Source organism: Enterococcus sp. CR-Ec1 (assembly GCF_002850555.1).
GTDB classification, from domain to species: Bacteria; Bacillota; Bacilli; order Lactobacillales; family Enterococcaceae; genus Enterococcus_D; species Enterococcus_D entomosocium.
Window position 1 is genome coordinate 2,156,772 of the sequence record NZ_CP025223.1, and the last position, 22,439, is coordinate 2,179,210.

21 protein-coding genes are annotated in these 22,439 nt (G+C 42.8%); 2 read left to right on the forward strand and 19 right to left on the reverse strand.

What is annotated here, in order from left to right:
- Nucleotides 1-204: 204 nt before the first annotated feature.
- The 5 genes from glyS to CXM95_RS10475 all read right to left on the reverse strand — a co-directional run bounded on the left by glyS (nucleotide 205) and on the right by CXM95_RS10475 (nucleotide 7,513).
- On the reverse strand, nucleotides 205-2,277 hold the full coding sequence (gene glyS, locus CXM95_RS10455; RefSeq protein ID WP_101699147.1) for a glycine--tRNA ligase subunit beta: 2,073 nt from the start codon (nucleotides 2,275-2,277) through the stop codon (nucleotides 205-207).
- 1 nt (nucleotide 2,278) lies between these two features.
- Nucleotides 2,279-3,190, reverse strand: coding sequence for a glycine--tRNA ligase subunit alpha (gene glyQ / locus CXM95_RS10460; protein ID WP_005225852.1), 912 nt, complete (start codon nucleotides 3,188-3,190; stop codon nucleotides 2,279-2,281).
- Between the two features lie 15 nt (nucleotides 3,191-3,205).
- Nucleotides 3,206-3,445, reverse strand: a complete 240-nt coding sequence (locus CXM95_RS10465; protein WP_008378255.1) for a hypothetical protein — start codon at nucleotides 3,443-3,445, stop codon at nucleotides 3,206-3,208.
- Between the two features lie 298 nt (nucleotides 3,446-3,743).
- Nucleotides 3,744-5,501, reverse strand: coding sequence for a glycoside hydrolase family 35 protein (locus tag CXM95_RS10470; RefSeq protein ID WP_101699148.1), 1,758 nt, complete (start codon nucleotides 5,499-5,501; stop codon nucleotides 3,744-3,746).
- Nucleotides 5,501-7,513, reverse strand: a complete 2,013-nt coding sequence (locus tag CXM95_RS10475; protein WP_101699149.1) for a beta-galactosidase — start codon at nucleotides 7,511-7,513, stop codon at nucleotides 5,501-5,503. The genes CXM95_RS10470 and CXM95_RS10475 overlap by 1 nt, the downstream gene beginning before the upstream one ends.
- Before the next feature lie 121 nt (nucleotides 7,514-7,634).
- On the opposite strand from CXM95_RS10475, the gene CXM95_RS10480 reads away from it, so the two are divergent.
- A complete protein-coding gene (locus tag CXM95_RS10480; RefSeq protein ID WP_101699150.1) occupies nucleotides 7,635-8,441 on the forward strand; it encodes an AraC family transcriptional regulator in 807 nt (268 codons plus the stop codon).
- Here CXM95_RS10480 and recO read toward each other — a convergent pair.
- The 9 genes from recO to CXM95_RS10525 form a co-directional block, all read right to left on the reverse strand.
- The gene (gene recO, locus CXM95_RS10485) at nucleotides 8,435-9,208 is read right to left on the reverse strand and encodes a DNA repair protein RecO (protein ID WP_101699151.1); all 774 of its coding nucleotides are present in this window, start codon (nucleotides 9,206-9,208) and stop codon (nucleotides 8,435-8,437) included. The genes CXM95_RS10480 and recO overlap by 7 nt on opposite strands.
- A 93-nt stretch (nucleotides 9,209-9,301) precedes the next feature.
- Nucleotides 9,302-10,201: a GTPase Era gene (gene era, locus CXM95_RS10490; RefSeq protein ID WP_008378264.1), complete on the reverse strand. Its 900-nt coding sequence runs from the start codon at nucleotides 10,199-10,201 to the stop codon at nucleotides 9,302-9,304.
- A gap of 35 nt (nucleotides 10,202-10,236) precedes the next feature.
- Nucleotides 10,237-10,626 (reverse strand): diacylglycerol kinase family protein, encoded by a 390-nt coding sequence (locus tag CXM95_RS10495; protein WP_016612211.1) that lies wholly within the window; start codon nucleotides 10,624-10,626, stop codon nucleotides 10,237-10,239.
- Entirely contained in the window at nucleotides 10,610-11,086 is a 477-nt protein-coding gene (gene ybeY / locus CXM95_RS10500; protein ID WP_008378268.1) for an rRNA maturation RNase YbeY, read from the reverse strand. The genes CXM95_RS10495 and ybeY overlap by 17 nt, the downstream gene beginning before the upstream one ends.
- Nucleotides 11,086-13,287, reverse strand: coding sequence for an HD family phosphohydrolase (locus tag CXM95_RS10505; RefSeq protein ID WP_016612212.1), 2,202 nt, complete (start codon nucleotides 13,285-13,287; stop codon nucleotides 11,086-11,088). The genes ybeY and CXM95_RS10505 overlap by 1 nt, the downstream gene beginning before the upstream one ends.
- Nucleotides 13,288-13,308: 21 nt before the next feature.
- Entirely contained in the window at nucleotides 13,309-14,268 is a 960-nt protein-coding gene (locus tag CXM95_RS10510) for a PhoH family protein (RefSeq protein ID WP_016612213.1), read from the reverse strand.
- Between the two features lie 185 nt (nucleotides 14,269-14,453).
- A complete protein-coding gene (locus CXM95_RS10515) occupies nucleotides 14,454-14,903 on the reverse strand; it encodes a GatB/YqeY domain-containing protein (protein WP_005235483.1) in 450 nt (149 codons plus the stop codon).
- Nucleotides 14,904-14,936: 33 nt separating this feature from the next.
- Entirely contained in the window at nucleotides 14,937-15,113 is a 177-nt protein-coding gene (rpsU, locus tag CXM95_RS10520) for a 30S ribosomal protein S21 (RefSeq protein ID WP_002356740.1), read from the reverse strand.
- Nucleotides 15,114-15,273: 160 nt separating this feature from the next.
- Nucleotides 15,274-15,705, reverse strand: coding sequence for a Fur family transcriptional regulator (locus CXM95_RS10525; RefSeq protein ID WP_008378408.1), 432 nt, complete (start codon nucleotides 15,703-15,705; stop codon nucleotides 15,274-15,276).
- A 95-nt stretch (nucleotides 15,706-15,800) separates the two neighbouring features.
- On the opposite strand from CXM95_RS10525, the gene CXM95_RS10530 reads away from it, so the two are divergent.
- On the forward strand, nucleotides 15,801-16,688 hold the full coding sequence (locus tag CXM95_RS10530; protein ID WP_008378409.1) for a pyruvate, water dikinase regulatory protein: 888 nt from the start codon (nucleotides 15,801-15,803) through the stop codon (nucleotides 16,686-16,688).
- A gap of 79 nt (nucleotides 16,689-16,767) precedes the next feature.
- Here the strand turns inward: CXM95_RS10530 and thrB are convergent, their stop codons facing one another.
- From thrB to CXM95_RS10555, 5 genes are all read right to left on the reverse strand, one after another.
- A complete protein-coding gene (thrB, locus tag CXM95_RS10535) occupies nucleotides 16,768-17,637 on the reverse strand; it encodes a homoserine kinase (RefSeq protein WP_008378411.1) in 870 nt (289 codons plus the stop codon).
- The gene (gene thrC, locus CXM95_RS10540; RefSeq protein WP_016620425.1) at nucleotides 17,634-18,692 is read right to left on the reverse strand and encodes a threonine synthase; all 1,059 of its coding nucleotides are present in this window, start codon (nucleotides 18,690-18,692) and stop codon (nucleotides 17,634-17,636) included. The genes thrB and thrC overlap by 4 nt, the downstream gene beginning before the upstream one ends.
- A gap of 2 nt (nucleotides 18,693-18,694) precedes the next feature.
- Nucleotides 18,695-19,945 carry a homoserine dehydrogenase gene (locus tag CXM95_RS10545; protein ID WP_101699152.1) on the reverse strand — a complete coding sequence of 417 codons (1,251 nt, stop codon included), beginning with the start codon at nucleotides 19,943-19,945 and terminating at the stop codon, nucleotides 18,695-18,697.
- 116 nt (nucleotides 19,946-20,061) lie between these two features.
- A complete protein-coding gene (locus CXM95_RS10550; RefSeq protein WP_005235473.1) occupies nucleotides 20,062-20,355 on the reverse strand; it encodes an ArsR/SmtB family transcription factor in 294 nt (97 codons plus the stop codon).
- A gap of 246 nt (nucleotides 20,356-20,601) precedes the next feature.
- A complete protein-coding gene (locus CXM95_RS10555) occupies nucleotides 20,602-22,329 on the reverse strand; it encodes a phospho-sugar mutase (protein ID WP_016620427.1) in 1,728 nt (575 codons plus the stop codon).
- Nucleotides 22,330-22,439: the final 110 nt, after the last annotated feature.

Genomic DNA, 22,439 nt, shown 5'->3' on the forward strand with positions numbered 1-22,439 from the left:
CATCAAATCCCCAATCATTAAAGCCGAAGAATCGTTCGATCCCTTGAAAAGTAATGGGTCAAAATGTTTTTTATTATATAATATTTAACACTGCAAGAAAGCAATTCTAAGTACAAAAAAAATCGAGAAACATAGAAAAAAAGCCAGAACTGATTCTTTCAGTTCCAGCTTTTTTATTTAGAAATGTGCAACTGCAAGCTTCTTCTATTTTGTAATCAAAGCATCTAAACTAGCCACTGCCAGACTCATCTTCGCGATTTTATCCAACAAGGCAAAACGGTTGCGGCGAATCTGTTCATCTTCCACCATGACCATTGTTTGATCAAAATAAGCTTCAATCAATGGGCGCAGTGCCACTAAGCTTTGGTAGTTTTCTTCCATCGTTTGATGTGGGAACTTGTTCTCTACTGTTAAGACCGCTTCATACAAGGCAGTTTCAGAGTCGTTTTCAAACAAGGCAGGATCAATTGCTGCTTGTTCCAATTCGGCTTTTTTCGCTAAATTGATTACTCGGGTCAAGGCTTCCATCGATGGTTTAAAGTCGGTGTCTTGCAGATGTTCTCTTAACATCTGAGCCGTTTCAAATAGCGTACTGATATCTGCTTGGCGTGCGCCTAAAACAGCTTCAATGACATCATGACGCGTATTTTTGCTGAGTAAGAATTGACGCAGACGGCCTTTCACAAAATCAGTCACTTGTTCTTGACCTGCGGCAAGTTGAATACCAAAAATTTCCGGTTGGGCATTAATAGCTTCACGAATCTCTTCTTGTAACTGAGCAAATGGGAAATACCAGCGTTTTTCAGCTAGGATGCGGATAATTCCGTAAGTTTGCCGGCGGAGTGCGTAAGGATCGTTTGAACCACTCGGAACCATATCGACAGCGAAGAACGCAAGCAAGCTGTCCAATTTATCCGCAATGGCTAAAACAGCCCCGATTTTCGATTGCGGCAGTTCACCTTCTGCTGAGATTGGCATGTAGTGTTCACGAATCGCTTGGGCAACTGTTGGTTTTTCTCCTTGGATCAAGGCATACTTTTCCCCCATGATTCCTTGCAATTCAGGGAATTCTCCCACCATATTTGTCACTAAATCAAATTTATAGATTTGAGCTGCCCGTTGGAGATCAGTCAGTTCTTCTTGTGTTAAACCAACAGTATTCCCGATGATTTGTGCAGCTAATCCAACACGCTGCATTTTTTCATACAAACTGCCAATTTTTTCGTGGAAGGTGACTTGCTTAAGCTTTTCCACGCAATGGTCGATGGTCAATTTTTTGTCCTCATTATAGAAAAACTCAGCATCTTCTAGACGGGCGGTCAGTACTTTTTGGTTTCCTTTGATGACATTATCAATTTTCACGGCATCCCCGTTGCGGGCAGAGATGAAATGCGGCAGCAATTCTCCATCAAGGGTGCGGACATCGAAGTAGCGTTGATGTTCTTTCATAGAAGTAACTAACACTTCTTCAGGTACAGAAAGATATTTTTCTTCAAAGTCCCCTACAAAAGCTGTTGGGTATTCAACCAGATTTGTCACTTCTTCGAGTAGGTCTTCATCTAAATCGATCCGCCAGTTGTTTTCTTGAGCGATCGCATTGATTTGTGAGGTGATCATTTGTTGACGTTCGCTTGGATCAGCAATGACAAACTGATGCTTCATTTTCTCCAAATAGTCGTCCGCATGATCAAACGTGACTGCCTCACCTAAGAAACGATGACCTTTTGACTCGCGTCCGGTAACAATATCAAGGATTTGGAAAGGAATGACTTGCTCACCAAAGAGTGCGATGATCCAATGAATTGGTCGGATATATTCAAAATCGTAGTCTGCCCAGTGCATCGTTACTGGGAACGTCAAACTCGTGATTACTTCCTGCAATCCTTTCAATACCTCAACGGTTGGTTGACCTTGGGTATGTTTCGTTACATAGACATACTCAACACCTTTTAATTCACGGAAGGTGATGTCATCGGTTGTCAATCCTTGTCCCCGAACAAATCCTTGAGCTGCTTTCGACCAATTGCCTGCTTCATCTAACGCGATTTTTTTCGCTGGTCCTTTGACCTCTTCTTGCGTATCCGCTTGTTTTTCAGGAAGACCGGTGACATAGACTGCCAAACGACGAGGTGTCGAATAAGCTTCAATCGCTGTATAAGGTAATGCATGAGCATCTAAGAAATCTGCCGTTTTTTCTTGTAATTGTTTCATACTTGGGGTTACGACATGCGCAGGTAATTCCTCTAAGCCGATTTCTAATAATAGGTTTTGTGCCATCTTATTTTCCCTCCTCAATCAGTTTTTGCGCCACTTCTGGATCAAGCAATGGATAACCGAGGTTTTCCCGTTCTGCTACAAATAGTTTTGCTACTTGACGGGCCATATTACGGATACGTGCGAGGTACCCAGCACGTTCAGTGACGGAGACTGCGCCACGAGCATCCAACAGGTTGAAGGTATGGCTGCATTTTAAGATATAGTCGTAAGCTGGATGAACTAAGCGTTCATCGATACAGCGTTTTGCTTCTTTTTCAAAACGATCGAAGTTCCCTAAAAGCAAGTCTTGGTCACTGACTTCAAAGGAGTATTTTGAATGTTCATACTCAGGTTGGCGGAAAATCTCACCATATTTGACACCTGCAGACCATTCAAGATCGTAGACACTTTCAACTTCTTGAATATAAGATGCTAGACGTTCTAAGCCGTAAGTGATCTCTGATGTCACTGGCTTACACGCTAAGCCACCAACTTGTTGAAAGTAAGTAAACTGGGTGATCTCCATCCCATCTAACCAAACTTCCCAACCAAGACCTGCACAACCCATTGAGGGGTTTTCCCAGTTATCTTCGACGAAACGAATATCATGTTCTAATGGATCGATCCCTAAAAGACGCAAGCTTTCTAAATAAAGCTCTTGGATATTTTCAGGAGAGGGCTTCATCACGACTTGGAACTGGTGGTGCTGATACAAACGATTTGGGTTTTCCCCGTAGCGGCCATCAGCTGGACGGCGAGAAGGTTCTACGTAAGCGGCGTTCCATGGTTCTGGACCGATTGCACGTAAAAATGTGTATGGGCTCATGGTTCCAGCCCCTTTTTCTGTATCATAGGCCTGCATCAGCATACAGCCGTTTTCAGACCAGAATTTTTGCAGGGTCAAAATCATCTCTTGCACAGTTAGTTTACTCATCTTTTTCTTCCTTTCTTATAACGCATTGACGACAGGATAAAACTCGACAACTGATCCGGGGATCAATTTCACTTCGACCACGGCATCTGCTTCTAAAATATCAGATAAGTCGTAAAGCATTTGGTCTGGACTCGTTGTAAATTCATGTAAAAGCTGTTCATCCTTTAAAAGGCGAACCTGCAGTGGAATACTTGCTAATACTTTGAGCTTTTTTTCGGTAAACGCACTTGCTGGAATCGTCATATCAAATAACATAATAAACCTCCTTTATTTTTGGCTATTCTTAGTGTGAAACATAAAAAAGTCCCTATATCTATACAAAGTGTATAGATATAGGGACGATACATTCGCGGTTCCACCCTACTTCCGACAAGTCGGCAGCTTCATTGATCATGCTCACGGACGCCTGCGAAATAAGGTTCCAACTTGGCTTTCACTCTCCCAAGTTCGCTTCATGGAATGGTCTTCTTTCTTTCTTCCGGTCATAGCACGGATTCGATTACCCTTATGATAGTAGTTGAAGCTAGGGTTTGTCAATGATTAATTTGAACTTTTATCCTTCTGGACCTAAATCCGCCTGATCATGAAAGACGATCTCATCAGCGATTTTCCCATCACTTTCAAAAACAATGATCTCATTCATTCCAGTTTTTAAAAACGGCGCCGGGACGTACAAGCGCTGCTGCGGTCCTTTTTCCCAGAAACGGCCGATCATATGACCATTGACTTGGACAAACCCTTTGCCCCAGCCCGGCAATTCGATAAAGGTATCTGCACATTCATCAAAAACACATTCAAAGCGTGAGAAACTTGGTTGGCCTTTTTGCCATTTTCCTTGGAAATCAATGGCATGCAAATTATCCATCGGCAAGGGATAGATTTCCCAGTTGCTTTGGAATGCGCCATTAATGATCACACCGTCTTTAATGCCTTTGTGCTGATGGTTCATTTTAACGGAATAATTGACCCGCCCCATATTCTCCACCAAGATCCCCAACTCGTTTTCTGATTCTGATAGATCGAAACTGTAGGATTGACCGATTTCTCGATCGTAATCGATGCGCAAAAGTTCCTGGTTGATAAACGTATGGGCACGATCCATCGTATTGATCAGACGGTAGTCGGCAATCTTCCGTGCAGGCCCAATCAGTGAGCGATAGTAGATATAACCTGTCGCTTGATTGCAGGCTTCCATCGATAAAGGGTAATTCCTTATGATCGGTTGACTGATCGTGTCGATCATCGAAAACAAGGAGACTCGTTCTTTCACTGAGAATGTTCCATAAGCTTTTCGCTCAAGTTTCATACTCAAGGGAAACTCAGGAATTTCCGCATAGTCAGCGATCACTTTTTTGAAGGCTTGGTATTTGGCAGTAGGTTCTCCCCATTCTGTCAACAAGGCAGCATAATCATAGCTAGTGACATCCGGCGCTAAGCGCTCGTAATAGTTTGACCCGTTCATAAAGCCAAAATTGGTCCCGCCATGGAACATATAAATATTGACAGAACCTTCTGCCAAGCAATCCTGAAGCTCCTTTACTGCATCAGCCGTTGATGTTGTATGATGATGGTCATCACCCCAAGCATCAAACCAGCCGATCCAAAATTCCATGACCATCAGTGGCCGTTTTTCTCCGTGAAATCTTCGAAGTTTTTCAAAGTTTTCCTTGATGTTGGAGCCGCAGTTGATCGTAGGCAATGCCAAGTCTTTGATAGTGCCGTTTTCTAACATATCGTGCCAAGGTCCGTCAGAGGTCACTAACGGCGTTTCTACACCCTGTTGCCGCATCGCAGCCACCATTTTCCGCAAATACTCTTTATCATTGGCGTAGCTGCCGTATTCATTTTCTACTTGCATCATTAAAATCGGACCGCCTTGGGTGATCTGCAGATCCCGCACTTGTGGAAACAAATGGGCGAAATAACGAGTGATTTTTTCCATAAATGGTGGATAATCAAACCGAAGCCTCATCATGGGATCTTGCAAAAGCCAATAAGGCAGTCCCCCAAATTCCCATTCTGCACAAATATAAGGTGCTGGTCGCAAAATGACATAAAGCCCTACTTCTTGTGCCGTTTGGATAAATCGCCGCAAATCAAGGATCCCCTCAAATTGATAGACGCCTTCCTGTGCTTCATGGAGATTCCACGGAACATAGGTTTCCACAGTATTACAACCCATCAAGCGTAGTTTCTCTAATCGATCTTGCCAATATTCAGGAACGACCCGAAAATAATGGATCGCTCCAGAGATCACTTTGAACGGCTTTTTGTCTAGATAAAAGTCATCTTCGATAGCAAAAGTTCGCATCAGTTACGCTCCTCTTTGACGATATAGGTGGTGTATTGTGTCAGCATCATTTCTGAAGAAAGAACCTCACCCGTCAGAAGATCCGTCTTTCCAACAAACATTGCTGGCAACGGTTGTGCTTCTTCGTGGAAATTGATGATAACGAAGAATTTCGCCTCTGCATTTTCACGACAGGCAACTTCTAGTTTTGTTGCTTCCTCGATCACTGGGGTGATATCGTTTTCTTCGACAATCGTTTTGAAAAGCTGATCTTGCAGCTGATCTTCCAACTGTCCACCAAAGTAATAGACGGTGCCATCGCCAAACATATTTTTCGTCACTGCCGGCATTCCTGCATAGAAATTGCTTGTGTAATGCGCTAGCGCTTCGGCGGTTTCTAAATGGATCAAATCGCTGACTAAATTACTGGTTCCTGTCCGTTCTTCATTGACTAAGGAAACGCCGTTTGATTGTTCTGGGGCTAATGCATCGATTTCTTCCACCCAGATGCCAGCTAACTCCCGCAATGGCCCAGGATAGCCCCCTAAGTGAACGTTGTCAGATTGATCAACGATACCGCTCATATACGTGGTAAGTAAAGAACCACCTTGTTTGACGAAATCAGTGAGCCGCTCTTGCATTCCTTCTTTGATCATGTAGAGAACAGGTGCTGCGACTAATTTGTATTTTGATAAGTCAGCATCCACGGGAACCAAGTCGACGGCAATATTTTGTTCATGAAAATAACGATAGTAGCGATGGATCTGTTCTACATACTTCAGATCAACGGTCGGACCACTCGTATATTCTAATGCCCAATAATTGTCCCAATCGAAAATCACGGCAACCTGTGATTGAGTTTGCGTCCCAATAATGTCTGAAAGCTGCGCTAATTCAGCACCAAGAGCTGCCGCTTCTCGGAAAACTCGCGTGTCTTCATGACCGACATGTTCGATAACAGCTCCATGGAATTTCTCACAAGCACCGATGGAACGTCGCAATTGGAAATATTGGATCGTGTCCGCCCCATGAGCGATCGTTTGGTAGCTTTGCGCCCGCATTTGTCCCGGTTTTTTTAATGAGTTATAGGGTTGCCAGTTTTGTTGAGAGGGTGTTTGTTCCATCAGCATAAAGGGCTGTTGTTTCAAGCCGCGCATTAGATCATGTGTCATGGCTACTAAACTCCATGGCGTATTATACGCTGGATAATTATCCCACGAAATAAGGTCCATTTCCTTCGCCCACTTGAAATAATCCAGTCCTTTAAAGGTTCCCATCAAATTCGTTGTAATCGGTGTCGTGGGATCGATTTTCCGAATAGCGTCCCGCTCCATCATATAGTTTTTTAAAAGGCTATCCGAGTTGAAGCGTCGGTAGTCAATAGAAATTCCTGCAAATGCCGTCTTGTCATAACCGATTCCTTCTGACAGCGCATTTGGCAGAACGATTTCGTCCCATTCATATACAGTATGACCCCAAAATTCCATATTCCAGGCTTTATTCAGTGCTTCGATCGTTTGATATTTATCCTTTAGCCAAACACGAAACGCTTTTTCACAGTTGTCGCAATAACATTCGCCGCCGTATTCATTATTGATGTGCCAACAAGTCACTTGTGGATTTTCGCCGTAACGTTCGGCTAATTTCGTTGCCAGACGTTCTGCGTATTTTTGATAAACCAAACTATTGGGACAGGCATTATGCCGTTGCCCAAACTTATGATGGCGTCCATCATAATCGGTGCGAGCGACTTCCGGATACTTCTTAAACATCCAAGCTGGCAAAGCGGCTGTGGAAGTGGCTAAGACGATGTCGAAGCCCTCCGTACTTAATTTTTCGATGATTTGATCCAATTCCTCAAAATCATAACAATTTTCAGAGGGTTGGATCTTTGCCCATGAAAAAACATTGACGGTCGCGCTATTGATACTTGCTTTTTTAAAGATCCGAATGTCTTCTTCCCAAATCTCTTTCGGCCACTGATTTGGATTATAATCGCCGCCGAATAGAATTCGATCAAAAAATTTTGTCATATAAGTGAACGCTCCTTTAAAATAAAATGATTTCTACTCTCTTATTGTAAGGCTTTTCATTTTGTTGTAGTATAATACATGAAACACTATTTTATAACTTTTCGAAACATGGAGGTTGAACATGCCTATTTATTTTTATCAAACAAACCAGCAGTTGCCTTTGTCGCTTGAAAGTATCGGAAACGATTGGCCACAAGATGACGTTGTTCGTCTCGATGGCTACCCTTACTTTCATTGGCTGCAGACAGAACAAGGAGAAGGTCGCGTCACCTTTGGTCAAGAATCCTTTATTTTACGTCCCAGTGAAGGCATCTTGATTTTCCCTTTCACTCCTCATCGCTACTATCCCTTATCAGATTGGAAAACCTCCTTCGCTACCTTTCAAGGACCTTTGGCAGCTGAGATATTAAAACAATTTACAAGTCAACCTTATCTTTTAGTTGAAGAGTCTAAAACTTTTTCCTATATGACTTGGATCAAACAACGCATTAAAGAAGACCAAAAAATAAGCTGGGATCCGTTACAGGCTTCTAGTGAGTGTTATCGTTTTTTGCTGGCGATCATGCAAGAGCGCTCTGGGAATCCAACCGAAAAACACCCCTTGTTTCAACAATATCTGGTCCCTGTTATACAAGAAATCGAAACCAATTATGATCAGGCGATCACGATCAAAAAATTGGCTGGTTTAGTCTATGTTTCGCCTCAATATCTCTCTCGGTTGTTCCAGCGTTTTTTAGGACAATCCACCGCCCAATACTTATTAAACTATCGCATGACCCGTGCCAAAGAGCTTTTGGTGGCACAGCCGGATCTGCCCATTCAGCAAGCCGCTTTTGCTGTAGGGTTTCAGGATGCGAGTCACTTTACCGCATTATTCAAAAAAAGAGTCGGCTTAACTCCATTGAAGTTTCGCCAACTCTATCATTGATTTTTCGGTTTTAAGACGTCTTGCCATTGCCCCATCTGATCGATAAACTTCTTACTTTTTAAATGAATGCCCACATATTCATCATACAATAGATCGATCACTTGTCGAATCGCTGCTTTCGTTTCTGGCTTTAATTTGATCGAAGCAATCTGCTCGTAGGATATTTGCGAAAATAAGCGAATAAAATGGATCGCACGAGAATCCGCATGATAGCGACGTTCGTCCATCCCCCAGTGTTGTTCGCATAAAATGCCACTATATTTTGAGGAATAGTCAAACCGACCGTCGGTTTTTCCGCAGATGGCACAATGGGTCCAATTCGGGCTGATCCCGAAACGATGCAAAATCTGGATCTCAAAGATATTGGTGATGATCTCTGCGTCGTTCCCTTGATCCATTAAGTGCAATGCCTCATGTAAAAAGTGGTATAGATGTGGGTCATAGACCCGATCATCGATAGCAGAATCAGCCAAATTCAACAAGTAGGTCGCATAACCAGCAATAAAAATATCACTTTGGATCGTACGAAAAGGATGAATGTCTTTGGCATTGTTTAAAAAGGACAAGCCTTCCGTTTTGATGGTTCCCATGTAGGTGGCTTCAGTATAGGAGAGCAACGCTGGTGCCAAGGGGTTATTTTTCCGATGAGCACCCTTGACATAAAACATTTGCTTCCCGGCAGATTCCGTAAAGATTTTGACTAGCTTGTCTTTTTCTTTATGGTCCTTTGAAAAAAGCAAAATTCCTTTTGTTTCAACAAGATTCATCGTCGCACCTCATTTCTTGAAAAAAACTGATCCAGTTGGCTAACTGCATCAGTTTTTCCTCTTTAAAGCAGACCGTGATGGATCTGCCTTTCCTTAATACTCATCTTTACGATAGCCGTAATCCGTTAAGAAGGTCTGCTTGTCGCGCCAATCTTTTTGAACTTTCACCCATAATTCCAAGAAGACTTTGTCATCTAATAAGTGTTCAATATCTAGACGGGCTTTCGTCCCGATCTGCTTCAGCATTTTACCGCCTTTACCGATGATAATGCCTTTTTGGCTGTCACGTTCGACAATGATCGTCGCTTGAATATGCACCTTATCATTATGATCTCGTTTCATGGAGTCAACGACGACCGCTACCGAGTGAGGCACTTCATCTCTGGTCAGCAGCAAGACTTTTTCCCGTACCAACTCGGAAACGATAAAGTATTCTGGATGGTCAGTGATTTGATCTTCTGGGAAATACTGAGGACCTTCAGGCATTTCATCGACCAATAGTTTCATTAGCGTTTCGAAATTATTGCCTTCCGTTGCAGAAATCGGTACGATCTCGGCAAAGTCCATTTGTGAGGAGTAATCTTCAATGATTGCCAATAAAGCATCCGGATGGACTTTATCAATTTTATTGATCACTAGGAAAACCGGCGTCTGGCTTTGACGCAACCGTTCGATGATAAAATCATCACCCTTGCCGCGCTTTTGATCGGCACTGATCATAAATAGTGTCACGTCAACTTCACGAAGTGCGCTATAGGCGGTTTCCACCATAAAATCGCCTAGACGGTGTTTGGGTTTATGGATCCCTGGTGTATCGATAAAGATCAGCTGTGCGTCATCTGTCGTATAGACCCCTTGGATTTTATTACGAGTCGTTTGCGCCTTGTCACTCATGATCGCGATTTTTTGTCCTACAACTCGATTTAGTAGTGTGGATTTCCCAACATTTGGCCGTCCGACGATCGCAACGAAGCCTGATTTGTGTGTTGTCATTGTTGTTCCCCTTTATCTTGTGGTTTTAGTGCGTATCAGAAGAGCTGCAGTAATTTTGGCAAGAAGATGATCGCTGCGACCACTAATGCAAAAACTGCGGTCATCAGCACAGCACCAGCTGCCATATCTTTGATTTTTTTCCCGATTGGATGGAAATGAAAGTCCGTAAACATGTCAACGACATTCTCAAAGACTGTATTGATGATCTCCACGATCCAGACCAAGAAAACGGCTAACAGCAGCCAAAGCCATTCCATTTGATTCAAACGGAAAATAAAACCTGCAATGATCGCAACGATGCCTAACCCAACATGTTTACGCATATTACGTTCCTCTTTAAAGACGGTTTTTATACCGGTGAAAGCAAATTCGATTGACGAGATAAACTGTTTATTTTTCCCAATATTCTTATCTTTTGAGTCCATAGGCATCCAGTATTTCCTTTTGCAATCCAAACATTTCCTTTTCATCTTCTGGTGTCATATGATCATAGCCATTGATATGCAAGAAACCATGCAGCGCCAAGAAACCAAGTTCCCGATCATAGGTATGCCCATATTCAGCAGCTTGTTCCTTTGCCCGTTCTATGGAGATCATAATGTCTCCTAGATCACGAGGCATCTCTTCAAGGGCTTCGTCAAAAATAATCGGCATCTCCTCCGCCGTTTCTTCTTCGAAGGCAAAACTGATGACATCTGTCGGCATATCTTTGCCGCGATACTCCCGATTGATTTCTTGGATGGCTGCATTGTCCATAAACGTGACGGACATTTCCGTATCCTCTGGAAGGTCTAAATGTCCTGCAGCAAATTGCAGAAGTCCTTCGATCTCTTTGATCTTCGTTTCCCCCACTGAATTTGTCTCATCTAAAAAGGTAATCTCCATTAGCGCTCTCTTCTTTCTTGTTCTTCTTTCATTTTCTCTGCTTCCGATTTCATTTTTGGGTATTTGATCCGTGAATGGAAGGTACTGCATAGTCCGTTGACCAGTGATTTTTCAATCATCCGGATTTCTTTCAACGTTAGTCCCGTTTCATCTAATTGACCGTCTAAGATCCGATCATTGATGAGATTCGCAACAAATTCTTGAATTTTTTGATTGGTCGGATTTTCCATCGCTCGAACAGCTGCTTCACAACTGTCAGCGATACTCACGACACCCGCTTCTCGTGTCTGCGGTTTTGGCCCAGGATAACGGAAATCTTCTTCTGTCACCTCGGGATTACGCTCTTGAGCTTTTACATAGAAATAACGCATCAGAGTTGTGCCATGGTGTTGACGGCAAATATCGATCACCATCCGCGGCATTTTGGCTTCTTCGAGAATTTCCGCTCCGTCGATCACGTGACCGAAGATGATTTGTTTGCTGTCTTCCGGCAGCAAAAAATTATGCGGATTTTCGGCACCAGCAGGTAAATTTTCTACGAAGAAATTGGCATGTTTGACTTTGCCAATATCATGGTAATAACAAGCCACGCGGGTCAGTAAGCTTTGCCCACCGATCTCGGCGACGGCATTGGCGCTAAGATTAGCAACCATCATACTGTGATGATAGGTCCCTGGTGCTTCTTCCAGCAACTGCTTCAATAACGGGTGGTTCGGGTTACTCAATTCATTCAACACGATCATACTTTCATCCGTTACCAATAATTCGATATATGGATGCAGCCCCATCGTCAGCAAATAGCTAAGAAGCGAGCCGGCCAATCCACAAACGAGTGTTGTCCACGTATTGCCGCGGGCCAAATCCATTCCTTGGAAAATGACCAACATGATGCTTAAGAGTAATGGGAAAACGATCACCCACATGACTGCGATTTTCCCTTGACTGGCGATACGTGCTCGTTTGATCATCGTCCCCATCAACCCAGAGAAGAGATAGGTCACTAAAACAGTCGTCAACAAGTTGGTCCCGCTGGAATCAAAGTAAATGAAGAGTGCACTGACCACTTGGAAAATCGCGGCTAATATCCCTAAACGTCTGCTGGAGAAAATGCTTAAAATCAGCGGTGTAAAGGCTGCTGGGAAAAAGAGCGGGATAAAGGTCACTAATTCTGATTGGAACAGTTGGAAAAATTTCATGATCAAGATACTGAATGCCATCGCCAAAATATAAAAAGTGACGGCGTTCATTCGCTTTTCAACATCTTTTGTCTGTCTTGTATAATAAAACAGCATGAGCATTTGTAAGCAGGTCGCTAAAACTAAGGCGATTAATGGAAAAACTGAGAAGGTCTGATTGGTCATTCCTAAAAGCTGCAGCTTTTCCAATGCGTTGGCATCGATCTGTGATCCTTCACGAACAATGATCTCCCCTTGATAGATCATTACCGGTGGAACAGCATCCATGGCGGTTTGTCTCGCTTCTTCCGTCCGCTTTTCATTGGGAATATCATTGACGACGATTCCTTGATTGACAATGAAGCGTAAAACGGACGCCATATCCGAAGTAACATCTAGAAATTGGATCTTGTCTTCCGCCTCTGAGCGGAAAGTACTGAGTTCTGTTTGACGGATCTGTTTGGCCATTTGCTCGTCTACTAGCTGCAACGCATAGGTTCGTACCGTATTCAATTCATCGGTACTTAATGAAAACAATGTCGACAAAAAATTATTCGTCAATGACTGATAGAAATCGAGTTCATCATCACTCATTTTTTCAAACTCTTTTTTTAAGGCTGCAATGTATTCATCCGTACTCGGTTTAGGGATATTTTCATCCTCATCCGCCTCAGCAACTTCTTTTGCATGTGTCTCATCCGTTGATTTTTTGACTGAATCAACTAAGTCAAAAAGGTGGTCGATGCGATCGTGCTGTGTCTGCGCTAGAGTATCCTGATAGGTGTACTCTGGCGGAACCGCTTCTGCTGCCAATTTGCGTTTTTGTTCCGTTGCAGTAGTGTTTTCGATCGTTTTATTGGCACGAATGTTTTCTTCCGCCACCTGGCCTTCGCTATAATCGACATTATTCTGTTTGACACTGGTGTACATGATACCAATCGAAAAAAGAAAGAAGAGAAACATCAAAACTGGTAAATAAAACTTCCCGAGTCTTTCTCTAAGTTTCCGTAGTGGTTGAATGATCATAGTTCTCCTCCTGAAAGACGATCAGCGCTTGTCTTTAAGATCTGCTTCTTCATAAGCTCGAATGATATCGGCCACAACTGGGTGCCGCACCACATCTCCTGCTTCAAAATTAGCAAAAGCAATTTTAGGGATTTCCTGCAACGTTCGCTCCGCATGGATCAAACCGCTTAAAGTCCCTTTTGGCAAGTCGATCTGACTCGTATCGCCATTGACGATCATTTTGGAGTTGAATCCTAAACGCGTCAGAAACATTTTCATTTGAGCGATCGTCGTATTTTGCGCTTCATCTAAAATGACAAAGGCATCTTCTAATGTACGCCCTCGCATATATGCTAATGGTGCGATCTCAATGACGCCTCGTTCCATCAGACGGTTCGTATGATCCATCCCGAAAATTTGATACAACGCATCATAAACCGGTCGCAAGTAAGGATCGACTTTTTCTTTCAAATCGCCTGGCAGAAAGCCAAGGTTCTCTCCTGCTTCAACCGCGGGCCGTGTCAAAATAATCTTTTGCACTTGACCTTTCTTTAAAGCAGCGATCGCCATTACGACGGCCAGAAAGGTTTTTCCGGTTCCGGCTGGTCCGACCCCAAAGACCACATCATGTTTACGGACAGCTTCGATATATTTCTTTTGACCGGCATTTTTTGCCCGAATCGGTTTCCCATTACGGTCCTTGATGATTTCTTCTTCATACATATCTTTGAAATAATCAAGACTGCCTTTGTTTACCATGTTCAAAGCTGTGATCACATCAGGAGTACTGATATTGATGCCTCGTTTGATCAACTCTTGCAACGCTCGGATCACGGATTGTGCTTTTTCTGTAGCTTCCGCTTCGCCGACGATTTGGATCAGCTCCCCACGAGTGTGAATGACCGTCCCCGTCGAGTCTTCAATGATTTTAATGTTCTTATCGTGAGCACCTAAGAGTAAACGAACGTCATCGTTCTCACTAAGTGTTATCTCGATCGTCATAGTTTTGTCTGTCAAATATGTTACAGCTCCTTTTTTGGCGTTCTTATTAATAATAACATAAGATGGAAAAAAGAAAAATTACTTATAAAGTCCAAGGGTAGTTTCCTTTTTGTCCTTATGCTTTTTTTAAGTTTTTGAAATCAGAAAAAAGCCGCGAGCATGTCATCCATACTCGCGGCGTGAGCTTACATTTGATCCAATAATTCTTTAACGATCGCATTGACTTGATTGCCGTCTGCTTTGCCTTTGACTTGCGGCATTACAGCACCCATCACTTTTCCAAATTCTTTGGAAGAAGAAGCACCAGTCTTTTCAATCGCTCCAGCAACGATTTGGCGGATTTCCGCTTCATCAAGTTGTGCTGGCAAATATTTTTCAACAACTGCAATTTCAACTTTGACTTTCTCAGCTAGATCATTTCGGTCAGCTTTCTCAAACTCATGTAAAGAGTCCCGACGTTGCTTCATCTCACGAGATAAAACGGTCAACTCTTCTTCTTCATTCAAGTCAGAACCTTTTTTGATCTGCTCATTTTGAATTGATGCTTTCAACATGCGGATCACCTGCAAGGTTTCCTTGTCTTTGGCTTTCATCGCTGTCTTCATGTCATCATTCAGTGTACTTAGTAGTGTCACACTACCAGCTCCAATTCTCAAAACAGTAGAAAATTAGAATTTTTTGCGTTTTCTAGCTGCTTCAGATTTTTTCTTACGCTTTACGCTAGGTTTTTCGTAAAATTCACGTTTACGAGATTCCTGTAAAGTACCCGCTTTTGACACGGAACGTTTGAAGCGACGAAGAGCATCGTCAAGTGATTCGTTTTTGCGAACGACTGTTTTTGACATGTAAATTCCCTCCCTCCGAGCTTAAAAAGTAACCGTAGTTGTTATTGAAATAAAATCCCAAAAAACACGACTGTCCTTTAAAAATTATAGCTAACCCCTGAAAAAGTGTCAAGGCATTCTGTTAAAAAAGTCTTCGATACTGTCAAGTTTGTTTGGGTTTTCATTGACATTCTTCACAACGACCCAAAATCTCGAAGCGATGACCCTCGATCAAGCAACCGGGAAGCTGTTCTTGAAAGAAGTCCATTGGGCAAATATGCAGTTCTTTTGTTTTGCCACAAACCGTACAAATAAAGTGATGGTGATGATGGTCTTCTAATTCTGCACAACAGTTATAGCGAAACTTCATCTCACCGTTCAGTTCTGTTTCTTCTAAAATACCGATCTCAGAAAAATCGTGCAAATTCCGGTAGATCGTATCATAACTCAAGCCAGGGTACTTTTCCGACATGTATTCATGAATTTCTTTTGCCGGTAAATAGCGATTGCGTTTCACTAAATAGGTAATGATCGCTTCTCTTTTTTTTGTATTTTTAAAGCCATTTTCTTTCAACGTTGTCATGGCATGCTCTATGAGCGTTTGATTTTTCATCGTAGACCCTCCTGATAAATCAAAATCATTCCGATTTTATCAATCTTAAGTATGGTATAATGAAATCAATAAAAAAGCAAGAGAGGATTTTTCTTATGAAGCCAAATGAACCAGAACAACTAGACTTGCAAGAAAAATTGCAAACCAGTGCTGCAGTGACGATGTTCGTTTTGTCGGACTCTGCCGGTGAAACAGCATCGAAGCTTGCCCAAGCGACAATGGCACAGTACCCCAGCGTCGAATTTAACCTTTTTAGACGCACGTTTATCCACACGAAAGAGCACTTGATCAAAGCATTATCAGATGCTAAGAAACACAATGCCATTATCCTTCACACTTTGATCAAAGAAGAACTCGTGGATTTGACGAATCATTTTTGTGAAGAAGCGGATCTCTATCATTTCGACGTATTAACACCGCCTGTCAGTGAAGTGGCACGCCGCACTGGAGTAGCACCTTCACGAGAGCCAGGGGCTTTGCACCACCTGAACGAAAATTATTTCAAACGCATCAAAGCCATGGAATTTGCGGTCATGTACGATGACGGAAAAGACCCTCGTGGCTTCTTGGAAGCAGATGTCGTGTTACTAGGGGTTTCTCGAACCTCAAAAACACCGTTGAGTCTATTTTTAGCGAACAAAAACTTAAAAGTCGCTAATTTGCCTTTGGTTCCACAAGCCCACATCCCGAAACAGCTCTGGGAAATCGATCCGAAAAAAATCGTCGGGTTAACAAACGATCCGAATGTGTTAAACAGTATCCGCAAAGAACGGATGCGTTCTTACGGCCTGAACCCTGACTCTGCATATTCCGATATTGAAAAAATCAAAGCGGAGCTGACGTTTGCTAATGATCTTTATGAGAAATTAGGTTGTGTCGTGATCAATGTCGCTTCCCTTTCCATCGAAGAAACCGCCTCAATGATTTTAAATGCATTAAACTTAGAAGACCATAGCTATTACACTTCAGAGACAAAAGACTGACAACGATAACGCAATAAAAAAAGATGAACAGACTGCCGTCTGCTCATCTTTTTTAGGATATCTATCATTTCAAAGTTTTTTAAAAAACTTGCAGCCCTTCACGATCGATTTGTAATTGTTCGATATACGCATTGCTCTCCAAGGCATGTAAAAGTTTTGAGATTCGTTCTGCCCGTTCCTCTGGGACGATCGCTAAGACCGTTGGTCCAGCGCCGCTTAAGAAACAGCCATAGCCGCCTTCTTCTTCGCAAATCTGGCGAATGGTCGACAAGTGTGGCACAAGCTTTTCCCGATAAGCTTCATGAAAACGATCCTGCTGCATTAATTTCCCTGCAAGAGGCAGATTGCCATTGATGACCGCTGCGATCATAACATTGGCGATCGCACTGGCCTCGACTGCTTGCTCGTGAGAAAGTGTTTGCGGCAAGACTTGACGACTTGCTTCAGTCAACAGTTCTTCATGAGGAATATAGGCAATGATCTCGCACTCTGGAAAATGATGCTTTACTAAATACGTATGCTTGTGCTGATGGTCATAAGCAGCAACTGCAAAATCTCCATAGATCGCTGGTCCAACATTGTCAGGATGCCCTTCAATGGCAGTTGCGATCTCAAGCTTTTGTGCTGCACTCAGATTCATGTGTGCCATTCGGTTGGCTAGTTCAATACCAGCGACGATCACCGAGGAACTACTGCCTAAGCCTCGTGCCAAAGGAATATCCGAACTCATACGGATCTTCAGGGGTTTCATGTCTGGTGCTAATTTTAGTGCCACACGCAAAAGTAAGTTAGTTTCATCGTTTGGGATCTCTGAGCCTAGCTCATGGATGATCTCCCATGTATCGTTTTCTTTTAAAACTTCGATGAACAAATACTTTGACAGGGCAATCCCGCAGGAATCAAAACCAGGCCCTAAATTCGCACTGGTTGCAGGAACGCGGATCTTCATAACTTGGCAACTCCTTCACGAAGATGCTGACGCATTTCTTCTAAATCACTCATCTTATTGATGGTTACTTCTGTCGCTTTGATAGCTGTATCAGGATCCTTCAGACCATTTCCAGTAAAGACGGCAACGACAGTCTCACCTGGTTTGATTTTCCCTGCTTTCACGTGCTGGATGACACCAGCCAGCGAGGCAGCTGAGCCTGGTTCAATAAACACACCATCTTGCGCAGCAATTTTACGATACGCATTCAAAATTTCCTCATCGGTTACTGCATCGATGTATCCTTTTGATTCATCACGAGCGGCTTCTGCCAACTGCCAGCTGGCTGGATTGCCGATACGAATCGCTGTAGCGATGGTTTCCGGCTGTTCAATGACTTCCCCACGAACGATGGCAGCCGCACCTTCTGCCTCAAACCCATGCATTCTTGGCAACGTGGTGCCTTTTTTCTCATGCCATTCTTTGAATCCTTTCCAATAAGCCGAGATATTCCCAGCATTACCAACTGGAATTGCAAGAACATCAGGCGCCTGTCCTAGCTGTTCGCATACTTCAAAGGCAGCTGTTTTTTGTCCTTCTAAACGATAAGGATTGACAGAGTTCACTAATGCCACAGCTTCTGTTTTCGCAATATCCCGGACTGCTTTTAACGCTTCATCAAAGTTTCCTGGAATCGAAATGATGTCCGCTCCATAAACGATCGCTTGCGCCAGTTTCCCCATAGCGATCTTGCCTTCTGGAATGACGACATAAGCTTTGATTCCTGCTCTGGTCGCATAAGCGGCTGCGGCTGCACTAGTATTTCCTGTCGAGGCACAAACGATCGCTTTCGCGCCTTCTTCTACCGCTTTTGCCACCGCCATCACCATGCCGCGGTCTTTAAATGAGCCTGTCGGATTCAGGCCTTCGTATTTTCCATACAATTGGATCCCTAATTCATTTGAAAGACTTGGTAATGGAATCAGAGGTGTATTTCCTTCAGCCAGCGACAATGCTGGGGTATTTTCATTAACTGGGAGATATTCTTTATATTGATGCAATAATCCTTGATACATGTTTATTCCTCCATCACTTTCATTATTTGCACGTTTTGCGTATTCGCGTATGCCTTGAGTGCTACTGTTAGTTCCTTTTCACTGATTGGCTTCGTGATTCCAGCTATTCGTTGGCTTGCTTCATCAAATGCTGTGTGCTTTGATTCAAACCATTCTGGGAAAGAAGCTGCATTAAGGTCTTTACTTGAAAAGGAAACATAGTGTTGCACAGGAACTTCTTGTACCGAAGCCAATGCTGTTTCTTTTTCAAAGGTTAAAAAAGGTTCAACGATCCCGAATGTTTTGTTTTTAGCCAATACCGTCAAATCGGCAACCACACTAGTGGCTGTCGGACGCGATCCAGCCCCTGGTCCATAAACCATCGACTGATCAATTCCGTCGCTTTTGATAAAAATACCATTGAACTCATTTTGGATCGTCGCCAAGGCGTGGTTTTTTGGCACTAACACCGGCCCAACCGATACAGTAAGGGAACCGTCATCAGTCTTTTGAGCTGCGCCAATCAATTTCACTTCATAGCCAAAAGCTTGTGCCTGCTTAATATCTTCTACAGCTAATCCGCGAATACCTTTTGTTGCAACATCAGCAACGTCGATTGTTTTCCCAAAAGCAAATTTGGTCAGGATCACCATTTTATAAGCCGCATCGATACCGTCAACATCATTGGAAGGATCTGATTCGGCAAAACCTTTTACTTGAGCTTGTGACAACGCATCTTCATAGGTCATGCCATCTTCCGTCATTTTCGTCAGCATATAATTGGTCGTCCCATTGACGATGCCAAAAATCCCTGTGATCGTATCAGGTAGATAGTGGGTGCTCAATGTGCGCAAAATCGGAATTCCTCCCCCCACACTGGCTTCATAATAAAGAGAAACACCGGCTTTTTCAGCAATTGCCAGCAGTTCAGGTCCATGGGTGGCAATCAAATCTTTATTTGCCGTCACAACATGCTTTTTATTTTCTAAAGCAGCTGAAATAAACGCTTTTGCCGGATCGATCTTCCCGATCAATTCCACAATTACGTCGATGGTCTCATCTTCAAACAACTCATTCGCCTCATTCGTCAAAGCAAACCCATACTTAGCTGCTAACGCAGACTTATCCTCATAAGGCGAAGCTAATGCTTTCGTGATTTGCACACTGACTCCTGTGCGTGCCAGAATGGCTTCTTTTTGCTCTGCCAACACTTGGCATACCCCGCTGCCGACAACACCCATTCCTAATAATCCAATGTTCAATTGCTTACCCATAAAGCCCCCTAACTGAAAACGTTATTAAAAACCGTTCATCTAATTTTAATATTTCCACTAGCATACCAAAAACAATAAGAAAAAACTAGGACTTTTGAGAAATTCTCGCCCTAGTTTTAACGGTGATGGATATGTTCGAATGTTTTTTGCAAAATATCCACAACATGTTTGTCATCAAGACTATAAAGGATGGTTTTTCCTTGTCTTTCCGACTTTACGATCCGATTATCTTTCAATAGTTTCAACTGATGAGAGACTGCTGATTGTTCCATATGTACTTGTTCCGCGATTGAAGTGACATTGCGTTCACCCTCTTGAAGGGACAACAAAATTTTTAATCTTGTCGGATCACTAAGCATCTTAAAAATCTGCGTTACTTGCTGAATTTCCTCTAATTTAGGCGGAGTCATCGCGCCACATCCTCTCTTATTTCCTTTTGCATTTTAGCCCCTGATAGACGGCTTGTCAATCAGCGGCCGCCAAACAAGGAGAAGTAATTAGATAAAAGACAAGAATAGATCCAAGTGTCAGAAAATTCCCTTTAGAAGCTTAGGTCCCTCAACAACTGTTCGTTGGGGAAACAAATGCTTCTTTTTCTATCACTCGGATCATTCAGTCAAATTGCAATTTTTTGATTATGAAGGCAGCAGATGACTTTATTCACCTGTGATTTCTTCAATCGCTGCTTGCAGATCAGCAATTTTTTGTTCTGCTGCTTCTGCCGTTTCGCCTTTTACACCAATATAAAACTTGATTTTCGGTTCGGTCCCAGAAGGACGAACCGCAATCCAGCTTTCATCTTCCAAGGTGTATTTCAAAACATCAGAAGGCGGTGTGGTCATTTTTTGTTGGTGACCATCTAAGCCCACACGAGTCAACAGTTTAAAGTCTTCTGTTTGTACGACAGGGGTTCCTGCGAAGACAGAAGGTGCTTTTTCACGGAAAGTCTTCATCAAGGCAGCAATCTTAGTTGCCCCTTCCATGCCGCTCATCGTTACAGAAATCGTTTTTTCTGCATAATAACCGTACTCTTCAAAAATATCTTGCAGACCGTCATACAATGTTTTGTTTGATTGTTTGTAAAAAGCAGCCACTTCTGCTAATAAAACGAGCGCTTGGATCGCGTCCTTGTCCCGTACGAATGGTTTTACTAAGTAGCCATAGCTTTCTTCAAAGCCAAACATAAAGGTTTGAGAATGGTCTTTTTCAAATTGTTGGATTTTTTCGGCAATAAATTTAAAGCCGGTCAATACGTTGATCATATCCACATCGTAGGATTTAGCGATCGCTGTTGGCAATTCACTAGAAACGATCGATTTTAAGACTGCTGCATTTTCTGGCAATGTCCCAGCTGTTTTATGGGCTTCTAAAATGTAACGGATCATCAATGCGCCTAACTGATTACCTGTCAACACTTGGTAGTTGCCATCTGGCATTCTTACTGCAGCTCCTAAGCGATCGGCATCTGGATCTGTTGCGATCAACAGGTCAGCACCTTCTTTTTCTCCTAAAGCAATCGCATATTCAAAGGCAGAGTGCTCTTCTGGATTCGGTGATTTTACTGTACTGAAATTTGGATCAGCAACCGCTTGAGAAGGTTCAATAATGAATTGTTGGAAACCAGCTTGTTTCAACGCTTTCTCCCCAAGCATCCGCCCTGTTCCGTGAAGTGGTGTATAGACAAGTTTCAAATCTTTGCCCACCGTATCGATCAATTCTTGATCGATCGTGACTTCTTTGATCTCTTTCAGATAGGCAGTATCGATTTCTTCACCAATAATAGAGATCAAGCCGCTGTTTTTGGCTTCTTCTTCACTTAATACAGGGATCTCTAACGGATTTTCAATTTCCCGAACGAATTTTGTCAATGCATCCGCATCTGCTGGTGGCATTTGTCCACCATCTTCCCCATATACTTTGTAGCCATTGTATTCGGCTGGATTGTGAGAAGCTGTGATCATGATTCCAGTAAAGGTTTTTAAGTAACGCACAGCAAAAGATAATTCTGGCGTCGGACGTAAGCTTTCAAAGACGAAGGCTGGAATATCGTGTTTTGCCAATGTTTTTGCCGCTTCCATCGCGAACTCAGGTGAAAAATGACGGGAATCATAGGCGATCGCTACGCCACGACGTCTTGTTTCAGGATCTTGTGTATCCATAAAGCGAGCCAATCCTTCGGTTGCTTGACGAATCGTATAAATGTTCATCCGATTGATACCAGGTCCTAAAATTCCTCGCATACCGGCAGTCCCAAATTCCAAAGGCATATAAAAAGCGTCTTCTAACATCGCAGGATCTGCTTCTAATGCGGTCAATTGTTCTTTTAATTGTGGATCTAAGTGTTCACTGTTTTTCCATTGATTAAATGTTTGTTCCCATGCCATAAAATAACCTCTCCTTTTTCCGTTAAAATGCTCTAAAATTAGTATAACACTACTTACAGATTTCTCAAAGAATAACCAAACGAAAAATAAAAACAGCTGCTATCAAAAGT

Coding starts and splice junctions, on each gene's coding strand:
- CXM95_RS10480 (WP_101699150.1), top strand. CDS start 7,635: ATGCCTATTTATTTTTATCAAACAAACCAGCAGTTGCCTTTGTCGCTT.
- CXM95_RS10545 (WP_101699152.1), bottom strand. CDS start 19,945: ATGGGTAAGCAATTGAACATTGGATTATTAGGAATGGGTGTTGTCGGC.
- ybeY (WP_008378268.1), bottom strand. CDS start 11,086: ATGGAGATTACCTTTTTAGATGAGACAAATTCAGTGGGGGAAACGAAG.
- CXM95_RS10495 (WP_016612211.1), bottom strand. CDS start 10,626: ATGGACTCAAAAGATAAGAATATTGGGAAAAATAAACAGTTTATCTCG.
- thrB (WP_008378411.1), bottom strand. CDS start 17,637: ATGAAGATCCGCGTTCCTGCAACCAGTGCGAATTTAGGGCCTGGTTTT.
- CXM95_RS10555 (WP_016620427.1), bottom strand. CDS start 22,329: ATGGCATGGGAACAAACATTTAATCAATGGAAAAACAGTGAACACTTA.
- CXM95_RS10470 (WP_101699148.1), bottom strand. CDS start 5,501: ATGCGAACTTTTGCTATCGAAGATGACTTTTATCTAGACAAAAAGCCG.
- CXM95_RS10465 (WP_008378255.1), bottom strand. CDS start 3,445: ATGTTATTTGATATGACGATTCCAGCAAGTGCGTTTACCGAAAAAAAG.
- CXM95_RS10530 (WP_008378409.1), top strand. CDS start 15,801: ATGAAGCCAAATGAACCAGAACAACTAGACTTGCAAGAAAAATTGCAA.
- CXM95_RS10525 (WP_008378408.1), bottom strand. CDS start 15,705: ATGAAAAATCAAACGCTCATAGAGCATGCCATGACAACGTTGAAAGAA.
- recO (WP_101699151.1), bottom strand. CDS start 9,208: ATGAATCTTGTTGAAACAAAAGGAATTTTGCTTTTTTCAAAGGACCAT.
- glyQ (WP_005225852.1), bottom strand. CDS start 3,190: ATGAGTAAACTAACTGTGCAAGAGATGATTTTGACCCTGCAAAAATTC.
- CXM95_RS10505 (WP_016612212.1), bottom strand. CDS start 13,287: ATGATCATTCAACCACTACGGAAACTTAGAGAAAGACTCGGGAAGTTT.
- CXM95_RS10475 (WP_101699149.1), bottom strand. CDS start 7,513: ATGACAAAATTTTTTGATCGAATTCTATTCGGCGGCGATTATAATCCA.
- CXM95_RS10510 (WP_016612213.1), bottom strand. CDS start 14,268: ATGACGATCGAGATAACACTTAGTGAGAACGATGACGTTCGTTTACTC.
- thrC (WP_016620425.1), bottom strand. CDS start 18,692: ATGTATCAAGGATTATTGCATCAATATAAAGAATATCTCCCAGTTAAT.
- CXM95_RS10550 (WP_005235473.1), bottom strand. CDS start 20,355: ATGACTCCGCCTAAATTAGAGGAAATTCAGCAAGTAACGCAGATTTTT.
- glyS (WP_101699147.1), bottom strand. CDS start 2,277: ATGGCACAAAACCTATTATTAGAAATCGGCTTAGAGGAATTACCTGCG.
- rpsU (WP_002356740.1), bottom strand. CDS start 15,113: ATGTCAAAAACAGTCGTTCGCAAAAACGAATCACTTGACGATGCTCTT.
- era (WP_008378264.1), bottom strand. CDS start 10,201: ATGACAACACACAAATCAGGCTTCGTTGCGATCGTCGGACGGCCAAAT.